Source organism: Paenibacillus sp. AK002 (assembly GCF_053903045.1).
Genome location: NZ_CP096377.1, coordinates 5,013,558 through 5,037,026, shown reverse-complemented (window position 1 = coordinate 5,037,026; position 23,469 = coordinate 5,013,558). Strand labels below are relative to the sequence as shown.

The 23,469-nt window shown below is 56.7% G+C and carries 15 protein-coding genes; 13 read left to right on the top strand and 2 right to left on the bottom strand.

Going from position 1 to position 23,469, the window contains the following annotated elements:
• Positions 1 to 101: 101 nt before the first annotated feature.
• The 13 genes from M1D70_RS22465 (at position 102) to M1D70_RS22405 (ending at position 20,417) form a co-directional block, all read left to right on the top strand.
• On the top strand, positions 102 to 1,706 hold the full coding sequence (locus tag M1D70_RS22465) for an RsmB/NOP family class I SAM-dependent RNA methyltransferase (protein ID WP_456288006.1): 1,605 nt from the start codon (positions 102 to 104) through the stop codon (positions 1,704 to 1,706).
• Positions 1,703 to 2,464 (top strand): pseudouridine synthase, encoded by a 762-nt coding sequence (locus tag M1D70_RS22460; RefSeq protein ID WP_456288005.1) that lies wholly within the window; start codon positions 1,703 to 1,705, stop codon positions 2,462 to 2,464. Before M1D70_RS22465 ends, M1D70_RS22460 begins: the two co-directional genes overlap by 4 nt.
• A 30-nt stretch (positions 2,465 to 2,494) precedes the next feature.
• Positions 2,495 to 3,295, top strand: coding sequence for a Cof-type HAD-IIB family hydrolase (locus M1D70_RS22455; protein ID WP_456288004.1), 801 nt, complete (start codon positions 2,495 to 2,497; stop codon positions 3,293 to 3,295).
• Between the two features lie 255 nt (positions 3,296 to 3,550).
• Entirely contained in the window at positions 3,551 to 4,765 is a 1,215-nt protein-coding gene (locus M1D70_RS22450) for an ABC transporter substrate-binding protein (RefSeq protein WP_456288003.1), read from the top strand.
• Between the two features lie 48 nt (positions 4,766 to 4,813).
• The gene (locus tag M1D70_RS22445; RefSeq protein ID WP_456288002.1) at positions 4,814 to 5,884 is read left to right on the top strand and encodes an ABC transporter substrate-binding protein; all 1,071 of its coding nucleotides are present in this window, start codon (positions 4,814 to 4,816) and stop codon (positions 5,882 to 5,884) included.
• 9 nt (positions 5,885 to 5,893) lie between these two features.
• Positions 5,894 to 6,766 carry an alpha/beta hydrolase gene (locus M1D70_RS22440; RefSeq protein WP_456288001.1) on the top strand — a complete coding sequence of 291 codons (873 nt, stop codon included), beginning with the start codon at positions 5,894 to 5,896 and terminating at the stop codon, positions 6,764 to 6,766.
• Positions 6,747 to 7,532 (top strand): 2,3-dihydro-2,3-dihydroxybenzoate dehydrogenase, encoded by a 786-nt coding sequence (locus tag M1D70_RS22435; RefSeq protein WP_009594793.1) that lies wholly within the window; start codon positions 6,747 to 6,749, stop codon positions 7,530 to 7,532. Before M1D70_RS22440 ends, M1D70_RS22435 begins: the two co-directional genes overlap by 20 nt.
• Positions 7,533 to 7,610: 78 nt before the next feature.
• Positions 7,611 to 8,855: an isochorismate synthase DhbC gene (gene dhbC / locus M1D70_RS22430; RefSeq protein ID WP_456288000.1), complete on the top strand. Its 1,245-nt coding sequence runs from the start codon at positions 7,611 to 7,613 to the stop codon at positions 8,853 to 8,855.
• A 3-nt stretch (positions 8,856 to 8,858) separates the two neighbouring features.
• Positions 8,859 to 10,511 carry a (2,3-dihydroxybenzoyl)adenylate synthase gene (locus M1D70_RS22425; RefSeq protein WP_456287999.1) on the top strand — a complete coding sequence of 551 codons (1,653 nt, stop codon included), beginning with the start codon at positions 8,859 to 8,861 and terminating at the stop codon, positions 10,509 to 10,511.
• A 21-nt stretch (positions 10,512 to 10,532) separates the two neighbouring features.
• Positions 10,533 to 11,516, top strand: coding sequence for an isochorismatase family protein (locus tag M1D70_RS22420; RefSeq protein ID WP_456287998.1), 984 nt, complete (start codon positions 10,533 to 10,535; stop codon positions 11,514 to 11,516).
• A 15-nt stretch (positions 11,517 to 11,531) separates the two neighbouring features.
• On the top strand, positions 11,532 to 18,761 hold the full coding sequence (locus M1D70_RS22415) for an amino acid adenylation domain-containing protein (protein WP_456287997.1): 7,230 nt from the start codon (positions 11,532 to 11,534) through the stop codon (positions 18,759 to 18,761).
• Complete coding sequence (locus tag M1D70_RS22410; RefSeq protein WP_009594789.1) at positions 18,745 to 18,972, top strand: MbtH family protein; 228 nt, start codon at positions 18,745 to 18,747, stop codon at positions 18,970 to 18,972. The genes M1D70_RS22415 and M1D70_RS22410 overlap by 17 nt, the downstream gene beginning before the upstream one ends.
• Positions 18,969 to 20,417 (top strand): MDR family MFS transporter, encoded by a 1,449-nt coding sequence (locus M1D70_RS22405; RefSeq protein WP_456287996.1) that lies wholly within the window; start codon positions 18,969 to 18,971, stop codon positions 20,415 to 20,417. The genes M1D70_RS22410 and M1D70_RS22405 overlap by 4 nt, the downstream gene beginning before the upstream one ends.
• A gap of 296 nt (positions 20,418 to 20,713) precedes the next feature.
• Here M1D70_RS22405 and M1D70_RS22400 read toward each other — a convergent pair whose 3' ends face one another.
• Together M1D70_RS22400 and M1D70_RS22395 are read right to left on the bottom strand one after the other, a co-directional pair.
• The gene (locus tag M1D70_RS22400) at positions 20,714 to 22,102 is read right to left on the bottom strand and encodes an RsmF rRNA methyltransferase first C-terminal domain-containing protein (protein ID WP_456287995.1); all 1,389 of its coding nucleotides are present in this window, start codon (positions 22,100 to 22,102) and stop codon (positions 20,714 to 20,716) included.
• A gap of 192 nt (positions 22,103 to 22,294) precedes the next feature.
• Positions 22,295 to 23,458 (bottom strand): GGDEF domain-containing protein, encoded by a 1,164-nt coding sequence (locus M1D70_RS22395; protein WP_009594845.1) that lies wholly within the window; start codon positions 23,456 to 23,458, stop codon positions 22,295 to 22,297.
• Between the last annotated feature and the right edge of the window lie 11 nt (positions 23,459 to 23,469).

The following is a 23,469-nucleotide window of genomic DNA, read 5'->3' as shown; positions in this document are numbered from 1 at the left end:
TATACAATATTAAAAGTCGCAGCGGAACATGCGAAAGTTCGCTTCGGCTGTGCGAACATACACTTCAAACCGATACGATACAGAACAGGTAGGTACTTAGTATGGCATTACGTCTGCCTTCGCCGTTTCTGGCGAAGATGAAATCGCTGCTCGGCGAAAACTATGACAATTTTATGAAGTCTTATGAACAACCCCCGTTTGCCGGCATTCGGGTGAACACGCTGAAGATCGGCAAGGCCGATTTCTTGGAAATATCCCCCTTTGCCCTTGCGCCCATCCCCTGGTGTCCAACCGGTTACTATATTCAGGAGGGGGAGCGCCCGGGGCGGCACCCTTACTATCATGCAGGGCTTTATTATATCCAGGAGCCGAGCGCCATGGCTCCCGTCGAGCTGCTTGATGTTACGCCGGGCGACCGGGTACTGGATTTGTGCGCCGCTCCCGGGGGCAAATCCACGCAGATTGCGGCGAAGCTGCAGGGTCAGGGGGTGCTGATCAGCAATGATCTGCATCCGGACCGCACCAAAGCGCTGGCCAAAAATTTGGAGATGTACGGCGTGCGGAATGCCGTGGTGCTGAATGAGGAGCCGGAGCGGATTGCCGGAGCTTTTCCCGAATTTTTCACGAAAATATTGATCGATGCTCCATGCTCCGGCGAAGGGATGTTCCGCAAAGACGAATCCATGCTGAAGTACTGGGAGGAATCGTCTCCGCTCAAGTTTCCGGAGATGCAGCGGGATATCCTGAAATCGGCGGCAGCCATGCTCTGCCCGGGAGGCCGGCTCGTGTATTCCACCTGCACCTTCTCGCCGGAAGAGAATGAAGGGATGATTGCGGAGTTTCTGAGCGAACATCCGGATTTTCGCGTGGTTCCGGTGGATCATTCGGAATTCTTTTCCCCGGGAGAAACGGATTGGATGGCGGGCCAAGGGAACGTGAAGGACGATGTGCTGGGGCAGCTTGCCGGTACCGCCCGATTGTGGCCGCATAAGGTCAGAGGCGAAGGGCATTTCATGGCCGTGCTTCAGCGGGAAGGTGAGCTGGACCTTCGGGAGGCCGAGAAAGACCAAGCTCCTTGGATCCAGACAGGCGGCCTGGACCACGGTTCGCTTGCTGTCTCCCCGCGGACCGAACCATCAAGGGAGCGTAAAGGGAAATCCGCGCTCCGGGAAGATCGGCCGGGAAAACCCGGGAGGGGCAGCAACGGCGCTTCGCGTCAGCAGGCATCCCGCCGAAGCGGAGGAGATCGTCAGTCGAATCCGACTTCGATCGACCCGTTCCATGCCTTTATCCATGAGCAGCTGCACGTTAAGCTGCAGGGATATCCCGTTATCTACGGCAGCCATGTGTACGTATCGCCACTGCCGGAGGAGCGTCTGAAACAGCTGAAGGCCATCCGTCCCGGATGGTACATGGGACAGCTGAAGAATGAACGGTTCGTGCCGGGGCATCCTTTGGCCACGGCGCTGCAAGCGGATGAGGCCGCCCGGCATGTGAGCCTGTCTTCACAAGACGGCGAAGCGGTCCGGTATTTGAAAGGGGAAACCTTGTCGATTTCGGAGGAACGCTTGACGTGCCGGTCGGGTGCTGAAGCGAAGGGTTATGTGTTAGTGTGTATAGACGGATACTCGGCCGGCTGGGGCAAATGGCAGTCAGGCATGTTGAAGAACGAGTATCCGGCAGGGTGGAGGTGGACATCGGTATGAGCGGCAAAGGCAGGAGAACGCAAAGATTGGACAAGGTGCTGTCCAATCTGGGATTCGGCTCGAGGGCCGAATTAAAGAAAAAAGCGAAGCAGGGGAGCATCGTCGTCAACGGAACGATAACGAAGGATCCGGGGAAACATGTGGATCCCTACGCGGATATCATTGAGTTTGAAGGGGAAACCATTCAATACCGGGAGTTCGTGTATCTCATGCTGCACAAACCTCCGGGCGTCGTCTCGGCAACCGAGGATCTGCGCGATCGTACGGTGCTGGATCTGCTGGATGCGGAATATCGGGTCTTCGAGCCGTTTCCGGTGGGCAGGCTGGATAAAGACACGGAAGGACTGCTGCTGCTTACGAATGACGGCAAGTTGGCCCATGAGCTGCTGTCGCCCCGGAAGCATATCCCCAAGACCTATGAAGCGACCGTAGAGGGCCTCGTGGACGAAGAGGATGTACGTCGGTTTGCCGCAGGAGTCACATTGGATGACGGATACGTAACCTTGCCCGGAGAACTGGCGATCCATTCCCATGAGGAACGGGAGGACGGAGTCCAGCTGTCCCGCATCTCGCTGACCATCCATGAAGGCAAATTTCATCAGGTCAAGCGGATGTTTGAGGCAGTAGGCAAAAAAGTCGTGTATCTCAAAAGAATCAGCATGGGCGAACTTCGATTGGATGAAAATCTCGAGATCGGAACTTACCGGGAGCTGACCGAGCAGGAACTGGCTTTGATCGGAAGAGCCGGATCAGAATAGAGAAATAGAGACTTAAAGGATGGATGGAGAATGGGATACAAATTGGTTGCGCTTGACGTAGACGGAACGCTGTTGAATGATCATCATGAAATTACGGAGAAGACCAGGAACACCGTGATGGAAGCCGCAAAACAAGGGGTAGAGATCGTACTGTGCACGGGCAGAGGACCGCTGAATTCGATTCCTTTCATGAAAAGCATGGGTCTTGGCGGTTATGTCATCAGTCATAACGGCGCGGCAACGGTCGAAGTGGAAACCCATCACATCGTGCATCAGTTCGGCATGGACCCGGCTCAGCTGGAACCCTTCATGAAATATTGCCGTGAGCACGGGGTGCATTTTGACGTGAATACCGCCTTCGAGATGTACGTGGACCAGGTGGAGGAGCTTGCCGGACCGGTACGTTCGATGTACGAAAACTATTTGATGCTGCCTAGCAACCTGCCGTCATGGGAGGAGCTGTCGGACCCGGTCGTGAAATTTACGGTATTCGGCGAATCCGCCGATATCGACCGCGTTTATGCGGATTGGAGCAAGTGGACCCTGCCCTTCAACATGCTGCGAAGCGGCGAGTTCTTTATCGATCTGATGCACAACCAAGCATCCAAGGGAAATGCGCTGAAGCAGCTGGCAGCCAAAAGAGGCTATCGGCCGGACGAAGTGCTGGCCATCGGCAATTACTTCAACGATATTACGATGCTCACTTACGCAGGCATGGGCATAGCGATGGATAATTCGCCGGTAGAGGTCAAGGCCGCCGCCAATGCGGTAACGGCTTCGAATAACGAGGATGGCGTACACGAGGCGCTGGTGAAATACTGCTTGTCGTAAAAATTGAATATTGCAGAAGCGAGAACCCGCCATAGGACACTTGAAAAAAAGTGCCCGAGGGCGGGTTTTTTGCGTGATTGGGAGCCGGTTAACCGCATTCTCTAAGAAGATGAAGACAAGCATATCCTTCCAAATTTGGATTGACACGATAGAAGCGGCATGCTATTTTAATCAATGAAAATGATAATCATTATCAATTATAAGAGCGGAAACACCACGCCGGCATATCGTTTTATCGAAAAAAGGAGGCAACTCATGCATACGGAAGAAGAGCTGATCATAGATAGCGCATCGGATTCGGATCGCAGCGGAAAAACCAGCCTGGTGGAGATCAAGGAGTACATCGACAGCCACTATCACGAGGCGTTGACCATTGGCCGACTGGCCGGAATGGCTAATATCTGCCCCAAGTATTTCGTGGACCTGTTCAAGAAGACATTCGGCCAGACCACGATTGATTACCTGACGCATGTTCGCATGAATCACGCCAAGCGTTACTTGGCCGAATCGGACGACCGGCTTCGGGATATCGCACAGAAGGTTGGTTATAAGGACGAGTTTTATTTCAGCCGGATATTTAAAAAGAAGGTGGGCATGTCGCCGTCGGAATATGCCCGAAATTCGAGGCAGCTGATCGCGGCCTGTTCTTCTTCGATCATCGGGCAGCTGGTGGCGCTGAACGTCATTCCAGCCGCCGCGCCGCTTGATGCGAAGTGGACCCCGTTTTATTACAATGCCTACAATTCGGAGATCAAGTCCCGCTTGAAATTGACGAGCCCTTATCCGGACAGCCGCTTTGAGGAGAATATCGAGCAGCTGTTCCGCGCCAAACCCGACGTCATTATCGGCATGGATCACCTTAGTGAAGAGGAAATCGCCAAGCTGGAGCCTATCGCCCCCACTTTCATTGTTCCGTCCCATGCAGGGTGGAAGAAGCAGCTGGAGCTGATCGCGGCATTCCTGAACAAGGAAGAACAAGCACAGTTCTGGATCGGACAGTATGAGCGGAAAGTGGCGCAGGCACGCTCGCGAATGCAGGAAGTGGTGGGGAATGATCGTGTTGCCGCGCTGCGGATATATGGGCAAAACCTCTATTCCTACGGTAACCGGGGGCTTGAGGAAGTGCTGTTTCAGGATTTGCAGCTCAAGGGAGCTTACCGATTTGATTCCAGCCGGAATCAGCAGATAACGATGGATGATTTACAGCAGTGCGATCCGGACCGGATTCTGATCGCGGTATGCCCGGAAGCCGCATCGCGGCGCTATTGGCTCGCGCTCCAGCATTCCGCCGAGTGGCATAGGCTTCGAGCCGTCGCTCAAGGAAGGGTCTATACGATCTCGTCCGATCCTTGGTTCGAATACTCCGCGCTTGCCGTGACGAGAATGCTGGACGAGGCGATGCTGCTGTTTACAGGAGATAATCCAAACGGACTTCTGGATAAAAGCCATGGTGAATCGTTTGCTACGTAATATATACTCGTCTTAATTGAGAATCATTATCACAGGAGGAGATACATTGTGGCAAAACGTTTCAATCGTGGAAAGAGAATTTGGAGGATCAATATAGCTGCACTTGCGTGGTTTGCCGTCATCATAGGCTTGCTGTCAGGCTGTGGGGATAAGGCGGAGACCGAAGCGTCCGGTGGCGATCAGGAGGCAGTGAAGACCGCAGCGGTGGAGACGTCCGGCAAAGCAGGGAGCAGCCAAGCGTCGACGGAGGAACCAGGGACGAACCGTGAGGAGACGTCCACGAAGGAGGAACGTACGGTAACGGATGAGCTTGGGCACGAAGTGAAGATTCCGGCTGAGGTGAACAAGGTGTTTGCGCCGAACATGGAAGATTCCTTGCTGAAGCTCGGCGTGAAGCCCGTTGCCCAATGGGCCAACGGCAAGCTGGGGCACTCTTATTTGCAGGAGGAGCTGGAGGGCATTCCCCTGATCGATTTTTCGGGAGGCTTGCCTTCGCCGGAGGCCCTGATGTCCTACGAACCGGATCTTATCGTGCTTCACACGGAGACTTACGCGGCGGACGGCACCTATGAGAAATACGCCAAAATCGCGCCGACGTACGTGTTCAAAAATGCTTCCGGGAATGTCGAGAAATCGCTGACCACCCTGGGCGATCTGCTTGGGAAGGCGCCGGAGGCAGAGACCGCCTTGAAAAATTATCAGCAAAAAGCAAGCGAAGCGAAGGCGAAGCTGAGTTCCGTTGTAGGGGACAAGAACGTGGCCATTATCCGATTCGCACCCAGAGGAGTCAGTTTAATGGGCGGAAATTACCTGTGCGGATATGTCATCCATCAGGACCTGGGACTAGGCAAGTCCAAGCTGGTTGAGAATGAAAATGCAGCTAACATATCTCTGGAAATACTCCCGCAGCTCGATGCGGACTATATATTCGTCATCAACGCCTATGATCAAGGAACGGAACGCATGAAGGAAATGACGGAAAGCCCGATCTGGAAAGGCATGCCCGCGGTCAAGAGCGGTCAGGTCTATGAAGCCGATAACGAATACTGGCTGGGAAGCGGCCTGATCGCTTACGAGAAAATCGTGGATGACGTCGTTCGCTCCATTACGGGGCAATAGGAGGAACATATGAGCCATCATACGACTTCCGTAGACATGATGAGGCACAGCGTGGTGCTGGCCCGTGCGGAGCATTGGGTGATGCACTCGAGGGGCGGGCGCAGCTATCGAATCATAACGGCACAGCCGACGGGACCGGCTCCGCCGTCCGGATATCCGGTCATCTATTTACTGGACGGGAACAGCGTGTTTCACACGATGGTCGAGACGCTGCGCCTGCAGTGCCACAGGCCGGACAAAACCGGGATATTGCCGGCTGTCGTTGTAGGCATCGGTTACGAGACGGATGGGCAGTATGCTTCGGACCGGTTCTATGATTACACGCCCTATCCAAACACGAAGTTCAGAAACAAGCTGGACGGGGATTCCGTGCCGGAGCAGGGGGGAGCGGCTGAGTTTCTGCAATTCATCGAGGAGGAGCTGAAACCGCAGATCAAGGGCGAGTTCAACATTGACCGGCATCGCCAGACGATATTCGGCCATTCCCTCGGCGGGCTGTTCACGCTCTATGCCATGTTCAGCAAACCGCAGGCGTTCTCGTGTTACATCGCCGGCAGCCCTTCTATTCACTGGAATTCGGAGTGTTTACGCGAGCTGGAGCAGCGCTATGCCGATCAGGTCAAGGAAAAACCTTATCCTGTCCGGCTGCTGCTTGGCGCAGGAGAGCTCGAAAGGCCCCATGTCACCGGCAATTGCATCCGTGCATCTGAGCTCGCCGAACGTCTGGCTGTACTGTCCGAGTATGGCATGCATGCCGAATTCAAGGAGTTTGAGGGGGAAGGGCATCTATCCGTGCTGCCGGTCCTCATCAGCAGAGCATTACGGTTTGCCCTTCATCCTGTACAGGAAGGAGATGATCACCATGGAGAGCACAGGCATTAGAGGGAAAGTAGCACTCGTGACCGGTGCCGCCCAAGGAATAGGCGAAGCGGTGGCACGGGCCCTTGCCCGGCAAGGAGCCGTTGTAGCCGCCTGCGACCGGAAGGAAGACGAGCTGCTCCGCCTTGCGGCCGACCTATCCGGCTCAGGCGCTCATGCCGCGGCTTACAAGGCGGATGTGAGCCGCAGTGCCGAGGTTGAAGCGATGGTCGAACGGGTTGAGGATGAGCTCGGACCGATCGAGATTCTCGTCAACGTTGCGGGAGTGCTGCGGGTCGGCGGGGTCGAGTCGCTTACAGACGAGGATTGGCAGGCCCACTTCAACGTCAATACCCACGGCGTATTCTACACGTCACGCTCCGTCGTGAGACGCATGGCGAGCCGTCATTCCGGAGCTATCGTGACGGTAGGCTCGAATGCGTCCAAGGTTCCGCGGTCCCAGATGTCGGCCTATGCCGCCTCCAAGGCGGCGTCCACGATGTTTACGAAATGCCTGGGGCTCGAATATGCACGCCACCATATCCGTTGTAACGTGGTTTCCCCGGGCTCTACGGACACAGAAATGCAGCGTTTGTTATGGATGGATGATCAAGGTGCAAGGCCCATTATCGAGGGGGCGCCGGACTCCTTCCGCCTCGGCATACCGCTTGGCAAAATCGCGCTCCCTTCGGACATTGCGGATGCGGTCATTTTCCTCGTATCCGATCGGGCCGGGCACATGACGATGCAGGACGTATGCGTGGATGGCGGCGCGACGTTGGGATGCTGAGCATTTACGAGTTTTCATGCTTGATGATTTTCTAAATTCAATATACTAGGTAGGCTCATAAGCAGAGAGGAGACTGAAATGTTACACTATGATGCTCCAACCGCAGCGGAGGCTGCGCAACTTATGGAACAATACCAGGTCGGTTCGTCTTTCTTCTTCTCATCACCTCGCAAGACGCTGTTGACGCATGGAGAGTATTCCAGATTGCCGGTTTCCTCGGGGACCGGGCACAGAACGCTGCCGGAACGCGTCCGTGAATTGCTGGAATACGCAAAGCAAGCGGGACGGCCGGATGCCGTTGTTGTTGGCGCCATACCTTTTGACATTCGAAAACCGGCCAGTCTGTTTATTCCGCTTTCGGCCCAGTGGCACGATTCCCTTCTATTCTCTGAAGGCAAGGATCCGGAAATGCCCCGAATTTCCAGTTACAAGGTGCTTTCCGTTCCGGAGCCGCCGGCGTTCGAGAAAGGCGTGAACCGGCTGCTGGACCTCATTTCTCAAAAGAAACTCCATAAAGCGGTGCTTTCCCGAACGCTGGATATCACGCTTCCTCATGCCCTGTCCATTCCACAGATATTGACTCATTTAGCTTATCATCACTCCCATGGCTATACGTTTGCCGTACCGTTGGCACCCGAATCGTCCCACACTTCAAGCCCGGATGCCGTTGCATCCACCCGGACGCTGTTTGGCGCAAGCCCCGAGCTCTTAATTACGAAGAAGGGTTCGCGAATCAAAGGAAATCCATTGGCGGGCTCTGCGGCACGAAGCGCCGATCCCGCTGAAGATCAGCGGCGGGCGGCAGCCCTGCTGTCATCCGCCAAAGACCGATATGAGCATGCCATCGTGATCGATGCCGTGGCATCGGCCTTGCAGCCTTATTGCAGCAAGCTGGAGGTTCCCGCCGAACCTTCGCTCGTACAGACCAAAGCCATGTGGCATCTATCCACCGAAATCAACGGCGTCCTGAAGGATGAATCGGTATCGTCATTGGAGCTTGCCCTGTCCATGCACCCGACGCCGGCAATCTGCGGCACGCCGACCGATGCGGCCCGGGATGCCATACAAGAGATCGAGCCGTTCGATCGCGGCTTCTACTCGGGAGCCGTCGGTTGGTCGGATGCCAACGGGGATGGGGAGTGGGCGGTGACGATTCGCTGCGCGGAAACGGAAGGAACTTTATTGCGGGTGTTCGCAGGCGCAGGAATCGTGACCGGTTCCATAGCGGAGGCGGAGCTGGCCGAGACTTCGGCCAAATTCCGCACGATTCTGGCCGCGATGGGCTTGAATGAACAACAAACAACGATGTTGGAGGAGGAATGAGGAATGTTGGCAGGTTGTAAGGCTTGGCCGGAGGAATTTGCGGCCCGCTACCGGGAGGCAGGCTGCTGGCAGGGCGAAACCTTTGGAGAGCTCTTGCGGAAACAGGCTGCAGCGCATGGGGAACGGGTTGCGGTCGTGTGCGGCGACCGGCACGTAAGCTACGCCGAGCTGGACAACCGGGTGGATCGATTGGCCGCGGGATTTCTTAAGCTCGGCATCAAGGCACGGGAACGGGTTATCGTTCAGCTGCCGAATATCGCTTCATTTTTCGATACGATATTCGCGCTGTTCCGCATCGGGGCGCTTCCCGTCTTCGCTCTGCCCGTTCACCGCCGGAACGAAATCGTATATCTATGCGGCTTTAGCGAAGCCGCCGCGTATATCATTCCCGATATGGAATCGGGCTTCGACTATCGCGACCTGGCGGCTCAGGTTCAGGCATCGGTCCCTTCCCTCCGCCATGTCATCGTAGCCGGCGACCCGGGTCCGGGGGCGTTCGTATCCCTGGACGATTTGTACCTCGATGATTCGGAGTGCTCTTCGTACGGATCAGACGCGGAAGGCCCTGATCCCGGTGATGTCGCGTTTCTCCAGCTGTCGGGCGGGACGACCGGACTGCCGAAGCTCATTCCGCGCACGCATGACGACTATATGTACAGCTTGCGCATGAGCGCCGAAATCTGCTCGCTGGATAAGGATAGCGTTTATTTGGCGGTACTGCCCGTCGCGCATAATTTCCCGCTCAGCTCGCCGGGCGTGCTCGGGACGCTGTATGCCGGAGGCAGGGTTGTTCTTGCCCGGTCAGCGAGTCCGGATGCGGCATTTCCGCTGATCGCTTCCGAGGGCGTCACGATAGCGGCGGTCGTTCCGCCTCTGGCCATGATTTGGCTTGAAGCGGCACCATCCCGTACCGAAGACCTCTCCAATCTGCAGGTGCTGCAGGTAGGCGGGGCCAAATTCAGTGCGGAGGCGGCCCAACGCGTGCAAACGGTGCTGGGATGCAAGCTGCAGCAAGTGTACGGGATGGCGGAAGGCTTGGTGAACTATACCCGGCTGGATGACCCCGAAGACATAACGGTGCATACGCAGGGACGGCCCATGTCCCCTTACGATGAAGTGAAGCTGGTCGATGAGGATGATGTCGTGGTAGCCCCCGGCGAAGTCGGGGAATTGCTGACACGGGGGCCTTATACGATTCGCGGCTACTATAAAGCGGACAAGCATAACGAAAAGGCTTTTACCACGGACGGCTTCTATCGCACAGGTGACCTTGCCAGCATGACGCCTTCAGGTTATCTGGTGATCCAAGGCCGTTCCAAGGATCAAATTAACCGAGGGGGGGACAAGGTTGCGGCCGAAGAGGTGGAGAACCATCTGCTTGCCCATCCCAGCGTGCACGATGCTGCCGTGGTCGCCATGCCGGACGAGTATCTGGGTGAGCGGACCTGCGCCTTCGTTATCGTTCATCATGGCGCGGTTAGCGGCAATGAGCTGAAGGCGTTTCTCAGAAATAGAGGGCTCGCTGCGTACAAAATCCCGGATCGGGTGGAATTTATGGATTCCTTCCCCCACACGGGTGTCGGCAAAGTAAGCAAAAAGCAGCTGCGGGAGCTCGCGGCTCAGAATCAGGACGCACGGCTGAATCTTTCCAAATAACTTTGAAATGAGGAGATATGGATGGCACTTCCTAAGATTTTACCTTATCCCATGCCAGGGGAGACCGACCTGCCCAAGAACAAGGTAGCATGGACGGCGGATCCGAACCGTGCCGTGCTGCTCATCCACGATATGCAGCAATATTTCATCGACGCGTTCACGCCTGATCAATCGCCGGTCGTGGAACTGATCGCCCATATTCAGAAGCTGCGTTCCTGCTGCGCGGAGCTTGGCATTCCCGTGATCTATTCGGCCCAGCCCGGGGGCCAGGCACCGGAGCAGCGCGGCCTGCTGCAGGATTTCTGGGGATCCGGCATCAACGACGGTCCCTACCAGAAAAAGTTCGTGGACGCGGTAGCGCCGTCGGAACGGGATATGCTGTTGACCAAATGGAGGTACAGCGCCTTCCAGAAGACCGATCTCCATGAAATCATGCGCGAGCTAGGCCGCGACCAGCTTATGATCTGCGGGATCTATGCTCATATCGGCTGTCTGTTGACCGCCGGCGAAGCTTTCATGAAAGACATACAGCCGTTCTTCATTGCGGATGCCCTTGCGGATTTCTCGTTAGAGAAGCACCGCCTGGCACTTGTTTATGCAGCGGAACGCTGCGCCGTTACGCTGACCACGGAACGTCTGATCGCTTCGCTGACGCCGGCGCATCACCCCGTCTCGGGTCGTTCCGAAGCTCCAAGCGGAGAGGGAAGACCCGCAGATGCTGAGGAGGAGCAATCGCCGCTGACGCTGCAAACGTTGCGAGAGAACGTAGCGGAAATGCTGCAGGAACGGCCGTCGAGCATCGGCGAGGATGACCATTTGATTGAATACTGGGGACTGGATTCCATTCGCATCATGAGTTTGGCCGAGCGCTTCCGGCGCGAGGGCTTGGATATCAGCTTTGTGGAGTTGGCCGAGCAGCCGACACTGGCAGGCTGGTGGGGATTGCTGTCGGACAGGCAGAACGTGCGCGTGTCACCGCCCAATTATGATTACTATACGGTGTAAAAGGAGGGAATTCGTATGTTTGAGCAAAAGAGGGAGCGCTGGTCCCTGTCCGGAGCGCAGCTGGGAATTTGGTATGCCCAGCAGCTGGACCCCGACAATCCGATATTCAACACGGCAGAATGCATTGAGATTCGAGGACCTGTAGATCCGGTTCTCTTCGAGAAGGCTTTGCGCCAAGTGGTGGGGGAGGCCGATGCTCTGTTTGCCCGCTTCGGCGAAGATGCGGACGGTCCTTGGCAGTCGATCGAACCGTCTCCTGACTGGCCTCTATGCGTGATGGATGTCAGCGGGATGGAGGATCCTCATCTTGCTGCCCAAACCTGGATGGAGCATGACCTTGCCCAAGCTATCGATCTAAGCCGAGGACCGCTGTTTACGGAGGCGCTGTTCAAGCTCGCCGCCGATCGCTACTATTGGTACCAACGCATTCATCATATCGCGATCGACGGATTCGGCGTATCGCTTCTGCTGCAAAAAGTTTCCGAGGTCTACACGGACTTAACGGGCGGGGGCGCTTCCGGCATAGGCGCGTTCGGCAGGTTCCGGACGATCCTGGAAGAAGATGCGTCCTACCGTATGTCGCAGCAGCTCGGCTCGGATCGCCAATTCTGGCTGCAGCGCTTTGCCGATGAGCCGGAGGTGGTCAGCTTAGGGGGACAGGCACAGCGTTCGGCAAGGAGCTTCCTGCGCCGTTCGGCGCAGCTTCCGGCCTCTTCAATGCAACGCTTGCAGGCGGCAGCGCAAGCTGCAGGGACAAGCTGGCCGGATGTGATTGCGGCTGCCGCCGCTCTATATGTCCATCGTATAACAGGCGCCGAGGAGGTTGTGCTTGGATTGCCGGTGATGTGCCGCCTAGGCTCGTCATCCATCCGCATTCCGGGCATGGTCATGAATTTGCTGCCGCTCCGGGTGCGCGTTAGGCCCGATATGACCCTGATCGACCTGCTGCGGCAGGTCGCACGGGAGAACCGCGAAATCAAGCGGCATCAGCGGTACAGGCATCAGGACATCCGGCGTGATCTCAAGCTGCTTGCGGACAACCGCAGGTTATTCGGACCGCTCGTGAATGTGATGCCTTTTGCGGAGGAATTGAATGTTGGCGGTTTCCGAGGCAGCGTCCGCAATCTTGCGTCCGGTCCCGTGGATGATTTGACGATGAACGTGTACGGCGGATTGGGCGGGCACGGGCTGAGAATCGACATGGATGCCAATCCGATGATTTACGGCGCAGCGGAGTTAGAGTCCCATTTACAACGCTATTTGTATCTGCTGGACAGCCTTGCCGAAGCGGAGCCGAATGATCCCGTCGGGGGCTTGGTCTTTATTTTGCCGGACGAACGCGAGAAGGCGCTTGTTCGGTGGAACGATACGACCCGCGCGTTGCCGCAGCTGAGCGTACCGCAATTATTTGAGGAGCAGGCTGCGCGTACGCCGCAGGCGGAAGCGGTCATATGCGAAGGGTTATCCCTTTGTTACGAGGACCTGAACAGGCGGGCGAATCGCCTGGCCCGCTTGCTGATTGCCCGGGAAATAGGGCCTGAGCGAATCGTTGCTCTTTCGCTGCCACGGTCGGTGGATATGCTTGTTGCCATCCTCGCCGTGCATAAGGCCGGGGCGGCATACTTGCCATTGGATCCGGACTATCCGGATGAACGGATCGCTTATATGCTTGCCGATGCCAACCCGGCATGCTTGATAACGACCCGGCAGCTGTCTGAACATTTCGCGTCTGTCATGGAAGATAAGGGCGTAATCCTGTTGGATGCCCCGGCTACCCTTCAGCGATTGGAGCAGCAGGCCTTTCATAATCCTGTCGATGCTGATCGCGTACGTCCGCTGCTGCCGCTTCACCCGTCCTACGTTATTTATACTTCCGGATCAACCGGCCGACCCAAGGGGGTCATGCTCACGTTCGAAGGCCTAGCCAATCTGCTGTCGGATATGCGCGAACGTTTGGGCATCGGGGAGCGGGACCGCTGGCTGTCGGTCACCACGATGTCATTCGATATCTCGGTCATGGAGATGCTGCTGCCCCTGGCATGCGGTTCGACGCTCGACATCGTGATGCGGGATACCATTCTCGACGCAGCGGCGCTCATACGCCGAATTCGGGAGACGAGAACCACCATCATGCAGGCGACCCCGACGTTATGGCAGTCGATTGTCGCTTGCCGCCCAGGGAAATTTGAGCGTCTCAAAGTCATTACCGGGGGCGAGGCGCTGCCTGTCAGTCTTAAGCTTGCGCTTCAGGACCTGAACTGCGAAGTGAACAATCAATATGGTCCGACGGAGACAACGATTTATTCGACGGCGGCAAAACTCGATCAAGCACCAGAAAAGCCATCCATCGGAGGACCGCTGTGGAATACGAGACTGTATGTGCTCGATTCTTCGCTCTCACCGGTTCCGCCAGGCGTAACGGGCGAGCTGTATATTGCGGGCTTGGGGCTTGGCCGGGGGTACTTGGGAAGACCCGACTTGACGGCGGATCGGTTTGTCGCCGATCCTTACGGCCCCCCGGGCTCCCGGATGTATCGAACAGGCGACCTTGCCCGCTGGCAGGAGAACGGCTGGATCGATTATTTGGGACGCGCCGACCATCAGATCAAGCTGCGCGGCTTCCGGATCGAGACCGGCGAGATCGAGTCCGTGCTTGTGGCTCATCCGGCAGTGGAGCAGGCCTTTGTCATGGTTCGCGAGGATCGGGTCGGAGATCGCCGGCTTGTGGCTTATATCGTTCCGTCGTCAGACTGGCCACATCCCATCGATTCGGCAGATTTACGGAGTTATGCCGCAGAGAAACTGGCGGAGTATATGGTGCCGTCTGTCATCGCAGCCCTTGAAGCGCTGCCGCTCACGCCGAACAAGAAGGTGGATCGCAAAGCGCTTCCCGTGCCTGATGTCCGGCTGGCGGCCGGGCGTATGCCGCGAACGCCGCAAGAGGAGATGCTTTGCACGATTTTTGGTGAGGTGCTGGGCTTGCCGAGGGTTACCATCGACGATGATTTCTTCGAGCTTGGCGGTCATTCCCTGTTAGCCGGCCGGGTCATGGTCCGTATCCGGGAAGCATTCGGCGCAGAGCTAAGCATTGGCAGCCTGTTCGAAGCGTCAACGGCCGCGAGTCTCGTCAAACGGCTCGATCATGCGCAAGCAGCCAGAGAGGCCGTGCGTCCCGCGGCAAGATACGAGCGCTTGCCGTTGTCGTTTGCGCAGCAGCGGTTATGGTTTTTATATCGGTTGGAGGGTCCGAGCCCAACCTATAATATTCCTCTTGTGGCCCGTTTGTCGGGTGACCTCGATCTGGCATCGCTGCGTATGGCACTGTGGGATGTAGTGGCTCGGCATGAGTCGCTGCGCACGGTGTATCCTGAAAACGACGGGGCTTCGTATCAGCGCATTTTGGATGCCGAGAGGGCCCGGCCGGAGCTAATGGTAACCGAGATCCGCGAAGCGGAGCTTGCGGATCGATTGGCCGATGCCGTCAGGTACCGTTTCGAGCTTGCAGCCGAAACTTCCCTTCGGGCAGAGCTATTCAAGCTGGGCGATCAAGAGTTTGTCCTGCTGTTGCTGCTGCATCATATCGCTGGAGACGGCTGGTCGCTTATCCCGTTGGCGCGGGATCTAGCGGATGCCTACGCGGCAAGGTGCCTGGGGAGTGAGCCGACATGGACTCCGTTACCGGTACAATATGCGGATTATGCCATGTGGCAGCAGAAGCTGTTTGGCCGCTCGGGCGACGAGAACAGCCTGATGGATCGCCAGCTGGCATATTGGACCGAAGCGCTGTCCGGCTTGCCGGAGCAATTGGAGCTGCCTACCGACTTTTCACGGCCCGCCGTGGCCAGCTATCAGGGCGGCAGCGTGCCGTTTTCGATATCCCGTGAGCTGCATCTGCAGTTGAATGGGCTCGCGCAGAGCAACAGGGCGACGTTATTCATGGTATTTCAGTCCGCGATGGCTGCGCTGTTTACGAAGCTGGGTGCAGGTACGGACATTCCGATCGGTAGCCCCGTATCGGGTCGGAATGACGACAATCTGGATCATTTAATCGGTTTCTTCATCAATACCCTTGTGTTTCGCGTGGATACGTCGAACGATCCGACGTTCGATGAGCTGCTGCGACGGGTGCGGGAAAAGAGCTTGGCAGCCTTCGAGCATCAGGACGTGCCGTTCGAGCGGCTTGTCGAGACATTGAACCCTCCGCGTTCCCGGGCGAGACACCCACTCTTTCAAGTGATGCTGGTGCTGCAGAACACGCCGGAAACTTCGCTTGAGCTTCCGGGAATCAGCTCGAAGCTCCAGCTGCAAAGCGTGGGCACGGCGAAGTTCGACTTAACCTTCGAACTGACCGAGCGGCGGGATCAAAACGGCGAGCCGGCCGGAGTGGACGGCCTCATAGAATTCAGCTCGGATTTGTTCGAGCGCGGCACGGCGGAAGCGATGGCGGAACGATACGTGCGCGTATTGGAAAGTGCTGTCGTTGAACCAAGTAAATCCATCAGCAAACTGGATATTCTAACCGTGGATGAACGGGAGGATATTCGTCAACAATGGAGCGCGCCGCTGCCAGTCACCGAGCAGGCAACCTTGTCCGAGCGGTTTGAAGCGCAGGTCAGCCGCTCGCCTCAATCGGTCGCGATTGTCCATGACGGCCAGTCTCTGAGTTATGAGGAGCTGAACGAACGCGCCAACCGGCTTGCCCATTTCTTGATTGCCTCCGGCGTCGGTACGGAGCAGATCGTAGCTCTAGCACTGCCGCGTTCGGTGGATATGGTCGTCGGCATTCTGGCCGTGCTTAAAGCGGGAGCCGCTTACCTGCCTCTGGATCCGGAGTATCCGGAGGATCGATTGGCTTACATGATGGAGGATGCTTGTCCGGTATGCGTCATGACGAGCGTTCACGTGATGGATCAGCTGCCGAGTTTCGGACGATGGCTGCGCGTTGTCATCGATGGACCTGAAGAGGCTATGCAATGGCAGCGTTATTCCAAGGAGAATCCAAGCGACCGTGAGCGTCTTGGAGGGCTTATGCCGCAGAATGCCGCTTATATCATTTATACCTCCGGTTCCACCGGCAAACCGAAGGGCGTGCTGGTGCCGCATCAGAATGTCGTCAGGCTATTCGATTCCACCCGGCATTGGTTCCAGTTTAATGAAACCGATGTATGGACTTTATTCCATTCGTATGCCTTCGATTTCTCGGTGTGGGAAATATGGGGGCCGCTCTTGTCCGGCGGCCGGCTCGTCGTGGTTCCGCATACGGTCAGCCGTTCGCCTGAAGAGATGTTAGGCTTGCTGGTCCGGGAAGGCGTGACCGTGCTGAATCAGACGCCGTCGGCGTTCTATCCGTTGATTCAGGTGGATCGGGAGCAGCCGGAGACGGGGCGGCAGTTGTCGCTAAGGCACGTTGTGTTTGGAGGCGAAGCCTTGGAGCTTGGCCGGCTTACGGATTGGTATCGGCGCCATGCCGACGATGCCCCGCGTCTGATCAACATGTACGGCATAACGGAAACGACCGTGCATGTCAGCTACATGGAGCTGAACCGAAACCTGGCGCTGCCGGGAGCCGGCAGCCTGATCGGCGAAGCGATCCCGGATCTGCGGGTGTACGTGCTCGATGACCGGCTTCAGCCCGTTCCGTATGGCGTCATCGGGGAAATGTATGTCGCCGGCGCAGGATTGGCACGCGGGTACTGGGGACGTCCCGACCTTACCGCCGACCGGTTCGTGGCGGACCTATACGGCCCGCCGGGGACAAGAATGTACCGAACCGGCGATTTGGCGAGACGTTTTGCCGACGGCACGCTGGATTATTTGGGACGGTCCGACCATCAGGTGAAGATACGCGGCTTCCGGATCGAGCTTGGCGAAATCGAATCGGTCCTCGTGCGTCATGAGGCACTCTCGCAGGCGGCTGTCATCGTGCGTGAGGATCAGCCCGGAGACCAGCGGCTTGCGGCTTATGTCGTCGGCAATCCCGGCGAGTCGCCTTCGGGTACGGAGCTGCGCCGTTATGCCGCCTCGCTGCTTCCTGATTACATGGTTCCTTGGGCCTTCGTCATGATGGACAAGCTGCCGCTTACGCCTAACGGAAAGCTGGATCGCAAAGCGCTGCCGGCCCCCGATATGTCGCCGGATGCGGATGGGCGCAATCCGCGAACTCCGCAGGAGGAGGTGTTATGCGAGCTGTTTGCCGAAATACTCGGCGCCAAGCGGGTCGGCATCGATGACAGCTTCTTCGAGCTCGGCGGTCACTCTTTGTTGGCGGTCCGGCTCATCAGCCGGGTTCGCGAAGCGCTCGGCAAAGAATTGAGCATTGCAGCATTATTCGAAGCACCGACGGTAGCGGGGCTAGTCGACAAACTTGAGATGGGCGGCGGGAAAAGCGCGCTGCAGGTCGTGCTTCCGCTTCGGTCGCATGGAGATCAAACCCCGCTGTTCTGCGTGCATCCGGCAGGAGGATTAAGCTGGTGCTACGCCGGTTTGATGAAGCATCTCGGCATGAATTATCCGATTTACGGCTTGCAGGCAAGGGGCATTGCCCATCCGGAGGAGCTGCCGGGATCACTGGAAGTGATGACGGCAGACTACATCGGCCATATCCGCTCCCTACAGCCAGCGGGGCCATATCGGCTGCTCGGCTGGTCCTTGGGCGGCAATGTCGCTCAGTCGATTGCGGTACAGCTGCAGGAAGCGGGTGAAGACATTGAATTGCTCGCTATACTGGATGCTTATCCGAGCCATTATTTGCCGATCAAGGAGAAACCCGACGAAGACGAGGCTTTGACCGCGCTGCTGGCGCTTGGAGGCTTCGACAGGGAGAGCATTGAAGCGGGGCTTGGAGACGCGCCGTTAACCATTGCAGCTGCCCTTGAACTGCTGCGTAACGAGAGCAGCGCGCTCTCGTCCCTTGAGGAAGAAACGATCATGAATCTGAAGACGACCTATGAAAATTCGGTTCAACTGCTAAAGGCTTACGTTCCGAAGCGGTTTGAGGGAGATATGTTATTCTTCCACTCCACGATCATCCCGGATTGGTTTGACCCCATCGACCCGGAGATGTGGGAGCCTTACGTGGGCGGCACAATCGAGCGGCACGATATCGAATGCCGTCATAAGGATTTATGCCAGCCGGGACCTCTGGATGAGATCGGCAAGACTATTCTAAACAAGCTTGAAGAAATGGCATCTAAAACAGAGACGACGAGGGACAGGAGGGAACTGATCTATGACCAATCCATTTGAGCAAGCCGACGGCAAGTTTCTTGTACTGATGAACCATGAGGGCCAATATTCGCTCTGGCCGGCGTTCGCGGCTATTCCGGCCGGCTGGAACCAGGTTCTGGGACTTAGCACGCGGGAGGAATGCGTCGCCTATATCAACGAGAACTGGGTCGATTTACGGCCGCGGAGCTTGTATGCCGATGCGGGAGCAAATCCGGAACCTGGACCATGAGCCATGGGCTGAATCCAAAAAAAGTAGTATGCATCGTCTATGTGGCCGCGATGTTTGTGGTTGCCATGGACGCCACCGTGCTGAACGTGGCGCTTCAGACGATCAGCAGGGAGCTTGAAGTGCCCCCTGCGGCTTCAGGCGTGCTGAATGTCGGTTATTTGGTCAGCTTGGCCATCGTTCTGCCGATGGCGGGCTGGCTTGGCGATACATGGGGAACGAAGCGTACGTTCCTCCTGGCACTGGGCCTTTTCACCGGAGCATCCGTATTGTGCAGCTTTGCAAACAGCTTGGCAGCGTTGACGCTTTTTCGCGTGATCCAAGGCATCGGCGGCGGCTTGCTGACCCCTGTCGGCATGGCGATGCTGTTCCGCATGTTCCCGCCGCAGGAGCGCGCGAAAATCTCTCGGGCGCTCATCCTGCCTATCGCGATTGCGCCTGCAATCGGCCCGGTTGTGAGCGGGCTGCTTCTTGAATATTTGACGTGGCGGTGGATCTTCTTCGTGAGCTTGCCGGTCGGCATTCCCGCTCTCGTGTTCGGTTTATTCTGGCTGAGTGAGCATCGGGAGCCGGATGCCGGCAAGCTGGACGTGCCGGGCCTGCTGCTGTCCGCACCGGGGCTTGCCCTGCTGATGTACGCTTTGAGCCAGGGGCCGCTGCACGGGTGGGACGCCCCGCAGGTATGGGGCGCCGGCCTGGCCGGCATCCTGCTGCTTACTGCTCTGGTGAAGGTGGAGCTAAGGACTGCGAAACCGCTGCTGGATTTGCGGCTGCTGGGCAATCGCTTGTTCCGAACGTCGGGTTTCATCGCGATGTGTGCATCAGCAGGTCTGCTGGGCATGCTCTACGTATTTCCCTTAATGTATCAGAACGCCCTCCACGTTTCCGCCTTGGATACGGGGCTGACGACGTTTCCCGAAGCCATCGGGCTGATGGTTGCCTCGCAGCTCGTACCCAGGACATATCCAAGGATGGGCCCTAGGCGAGTGATCATCATGGGATTTGCGGTTACCGCGCTGATTTTTATTATGCTCAGCATGGTGGACGCCGGGACGAATCCGTGGTTTATTCGGGCCCTGCTGTTTGGCGTCGGCATTTTCCTTGGTCAGACCGTGGGATCCGTTCAGATCGCTGCCTTCGCCACCATCCCGCCTGCTTCGATGGGGCGCGCTTCCACCTGGTTTACGGTGCAGAACAGGCTTGGTCCCGCCATAGGGCTGGCTGTTCTATCAGGCATCTTGGCTGTCGTTGGAACGGAGACCGTAAATGCGGCGGGGGAGATGGGGCCGAATCTGACGGCATATCGAGCAGCATTGCTTGGGGCCGCTGGCTTCCTGCTCATCGGTGCAGGCGCGGCGTTATGGATACGGGATGCCGATGCGGCGTCCACGATTCGCAAACCCGCCACAATACCAGCCAAGGAACAGGCGGCTCCAGCCGAGAAATAATCGTGCTAAATATCCGGATGCCATAGACGAGATCCCCTTGGATTTAGTGGAAATACGCTTAGTTTTCGGCGATGGCCGGATGGCCGTAAAAGCATTTCAAATGAAAAAGGGGCTGTACTCCTGCATGCTGGTGCAGAAGAGTACAGTCCCTTTTTACGAAATGAATCAGCAAGCACGCAATCGTCTGCTAATTTGATCTATTGGCCTTATCGTAGGCTCAATGTAATTTAAAATCGTATCCGTTGTATCGACAGTCTTTCTCCGTTCGCCACTTTATGAGGGATTAGAAAGGGGCGTTACTTGGGATTGCGCAGGCCCTTGGGCAGGTGATTCTTGAGCTGGCCGCCGCTGGCTTTGCCCCAGCCGAGGGGGAGTCCGTCCGTAGTCACCAAAGTCCAGCCCCGATATTCGGAAGGAATAGAGAGCACCTCTCCCCGCAAATAAGCAGCCGTTTCGGCAGAATCTGAAGGCAGATCCCAGCTTCTGGCGGCTTGGCCTGGGTTCAAGGACATGGCAAGGGCATGAGTCGGCTCGATCCGATTCTTCTTCAGGTGGGCCAGATGAAGGCCGGCGCGCGGCATCTTCAGCCCCTTCAGCTGCTTATCGTGCCAAGGGACGCTCTCGCTGACCGGCAGCCAATATAATTCTTCGCCGAACAATATCGGCGTGCCGCCGCCAAGCTCAAAGCCGGGGAGGTCCTGTTTCGCCCAGTCTTGAAAGTCGGCCAGGGCGGAAAGCGCAGGAGCCTGTTTGCCGCCCCGGTTTGATTTGGCCTGAGCCTTACCGCTGTTAGTAAAGGTCTCTTGATCGTCGCTGTAAGCCTCGGCCGCCGGCGTTTTGACCAAGATGGCAACAAAATGCCCCTCGCCCCGCTCCAAATGTGGCCATAAGCGCTTCATTTGCTGCAGTTCCAAATCGGGATACTGCGAGAGAATGCGCTCGATCATCTCCTCATTTTCCGCCGTGTTGAACGTACAGGTGGAATACGCCAACGTTCCGCCTGGCTTGAGCATCCGGTAAGCCTCCTGGACAATGTCCCACTGCCGCGCAACGCACAGATCCACGTGTTCAGGCGACCATTCGGCAATCGCAGCGGCATCCTTTCGAAACATGCCTTCACCGGAGCATGGCGCATCTAGCATGATCCGGTCAAAGCAGGCAACGAAACGGCGGGATAGCTGATCCGGCGCCGCACTCGTAACAACGGTATTCGTAATTCCCATACGTTCCACGTTCTCGGCCAGAATGCGCGCCCGTTCGGGGTGGATCTCGTTGGAGACGAGCAGTCCCCGGCCCATCATGTTCGAGGCGATATGGCTTGTCTTGCCGCCGGGAGCCGCTGCAAGATCCAGGATGGTCTCCCCGGGCTGAGGATTCAGCAGTTCCACCGCGGACATTGCCGAGGGCTCCTGAATATAATATAGTCCGGCGGCATGATAAGGGTGCTTGCCTGGACGAACGCTTTCATCATAATAGTATCCGGTATCACACCAGGGCACAGGCGTCAGCCGGAAGTTCCGGATGAGTTTTTTGACGCTGTCTGCGGCATGAACCGCTTTCAGCCGGTTAAGACGCAGCCCATGGGTGCGGGGCGAATCGTAGCTGTCCCAAAAGTCACACGAGGCATCCCCAAGAATTTCGTTTATGCTGGTGACGAAACCGACAGGCAATAGTTCCTTTCCCATTCGTTGATAGCTCCTTCTTTAGAATAAGGTTCATGTTGCTGCGTTAAGGCAGTTAATCCCTGTTCAGAGCTCATTTCTTCTTTAGTCTCTAAGGAATCGGTCATTAGTTTATCACGTTGCCGCAGGGGGAGTAAAGAAATGTCAAGCAAAAAAAAGACCGCCCCTTCATATCGTGGGCAGTCCGCGCCAGTGTTATCCGGCGGATTCCGTTGGTTCGGTGGATGAGGTTTTGAGGGACCGGTAATCGGATACCTTGTTTTTGCCGGTCGTCTTGGAATGATACATGGCTTTGTCCGCCTGTTTCATCAGTTCATCGCCGCGAACGCCTTTGCGCAGAACGCTGTATCCGATGCTGATGGTTACGATGCTCTCGCTCGCCACTCGGGCTCGGATCTTCTCGGCGACCTGCGCGGGTTTGGCTTTGCGGTCAACGACCAAGGCGACCAATTCCTCGCCGCCATACCGGCCCGTAATTCCGATGCCTTCAAGCTCTTCCTCCATGATGGCGGCGACCTGCTTCAGCACTTCATCGGCTCTGGCGTGTCCCTGGGTATCATTCAGCTTCTTGAAATTGTCGATGTCGCAGAAGATGGCGGATATCTTCAGCTCCTGTGCCGCGTAATGGTCCAAATGCTTCATAAAGTGCCTGCGGTTGTAAAGCCCGGTTAATCCGTCCGTAATGGCGGACCGGTAAATGGACTGCATCAGCTCCACGATGCGCCTGAACAGAATGAAGAACACGATGCTGTAAAAGAGCACAGGCAGCGCGAGCGCCAGTCCCTGAAGCGCAGGCGACAGGCTGCCGGAATAGGTATGTACCGCTTGCAGAATCGTCCAGATGACGTAAACGGCAAGCCCGAGCGCGTATTTGATCGGCTGTCCGATCCGCGGGGTCACTTGTGTGTAGGCCAGGTAGAGCGCAGCGAGCTGCAGCACGTCAAAATATATGCTTTGCCATATCGGGTCAAGGGTGTATGGAAGGAATGAGGGAAGCATGAATGGAAGCATAAGCAGTGCGGCCGACAACAAGGGAAGCCAATAATGCATGGTTTTGATTTTGCGGTACAGCATGACAACCGAGATGTTCAGCAGAACGAACGAAAATAGCTGGATGAAACGCAGAACGTCCGACTCCGGTGAGAAAACAGGTTTTCCCGTCCATGCCGAATGGATGTTCAGACCCTCGTATGTCATAATGAAGAAGAAAGCTGCCGCCATATATATGTAAGCATTCTTGCGTTGCTTGCTGTACATAAAGAGACACATGATCAGCATCATGAGAGCGATATAAGCTCCGCATACGGCAAATATGGTGGGTAGTGGAGAAGTGGACCAGTAGTTCAATTCATAAGACAAATCGATTCACT

Excerpts from the sequence above, each read along its gene's own strand:
- M1D70_RS22420 (WP_456287998.1), top strand. The coding sequence starts at position 10,533 with ATGGCACTTCCTAAGATTTTACCTTATCCCATGCCAGGGGAGACCGAC.
- M1D70_RS22460 (WP_456288005.1), top strand. The coding sequence starts at position 1,703 with ATGAGCGGCAAAGGCAGGAGAACGCAAAGATTGGACAAGGTGCTGTCC.
- dhbC (WP_456288000.1), top strand. The coding sequence starts at position 7,611 with ATGTTACACTATGATGCTCCAACCGCAGCGGAGGCTGCGCAACTTATG.
- M1D70_RS22400 (WP_456287995.1), bottom strand. The coding sequence starts at position 22,102 with ATGGGAAAGGAACTATTGCCTGTCGGTTTCGTCACCAGCATAAACGAA.
- M1D70_RS22465 (WP_456288006.1), top strand. The coding sequence starts at position 102 with ATGGCATTACGTCTGCCTTCGCCGTTTCTGGCGAAGATGAAATCGCTG.
- M1D70_RS22405 (WP_456287996.1), top strand. The coding sequence starts at position 18,969 with ATGAGCCATGGGCTGAATCCAAAAAAAGTAGTATGCATCGTCTATGTG.
- M1D70_RS22440 (WP_456288001.1), top strand. The coding sequence starts at position 5,894 with ATGAGCCATCATACGACTTCCGTAGACATGATGAGGCACAGCGTGGTG.
- M1D70_RS22425 (WP_456287999.1), top strand. The coding sequence starts at position 8,859 with ATGTTGGCAGGTTGTAAGGCTTGGCCGGAGGAATTTGCGGCCCGCTAC.
- M1D70_RS22410 (WP_009594789.1), top strand. The coding sequence starts at position 18,745 with ATGACCAATCCATTTGAGCAAGCCGACGGCAAGTTTCTTGTACTGATG.
- M1D70_RS22450 (WP_456288003.1), top strand. The coding sequence starts at position 3,551 with ATGCATACGGAAGAAGAGCTGATCATAGATAGCGCATCGGATTCGGAT.
- M1D70_RS22455 (WP_456288004.1), top strand. The coding sequence starts at position 2,495 with ATGGGATACAAATTGGTTGCGCTTGACGTAGACGGAACGCTGTTGAAT.
- M1D70_RS22435 (WP_009594793.1), top strand. The coding sequence starts at position 6,747 with ATGGAGAGCACAGGCATTAGAGGGAAAGTAGCACTCGTGACCGGTGCC.
- M1D70_RS22415 (WP_456287997.1), top strand. The coding sequence starts at position 11,532 with ATGTTTGAGCAAAAGAGGGAGCGCTGGTCCCTGTCCGGAGCGCAGCTG.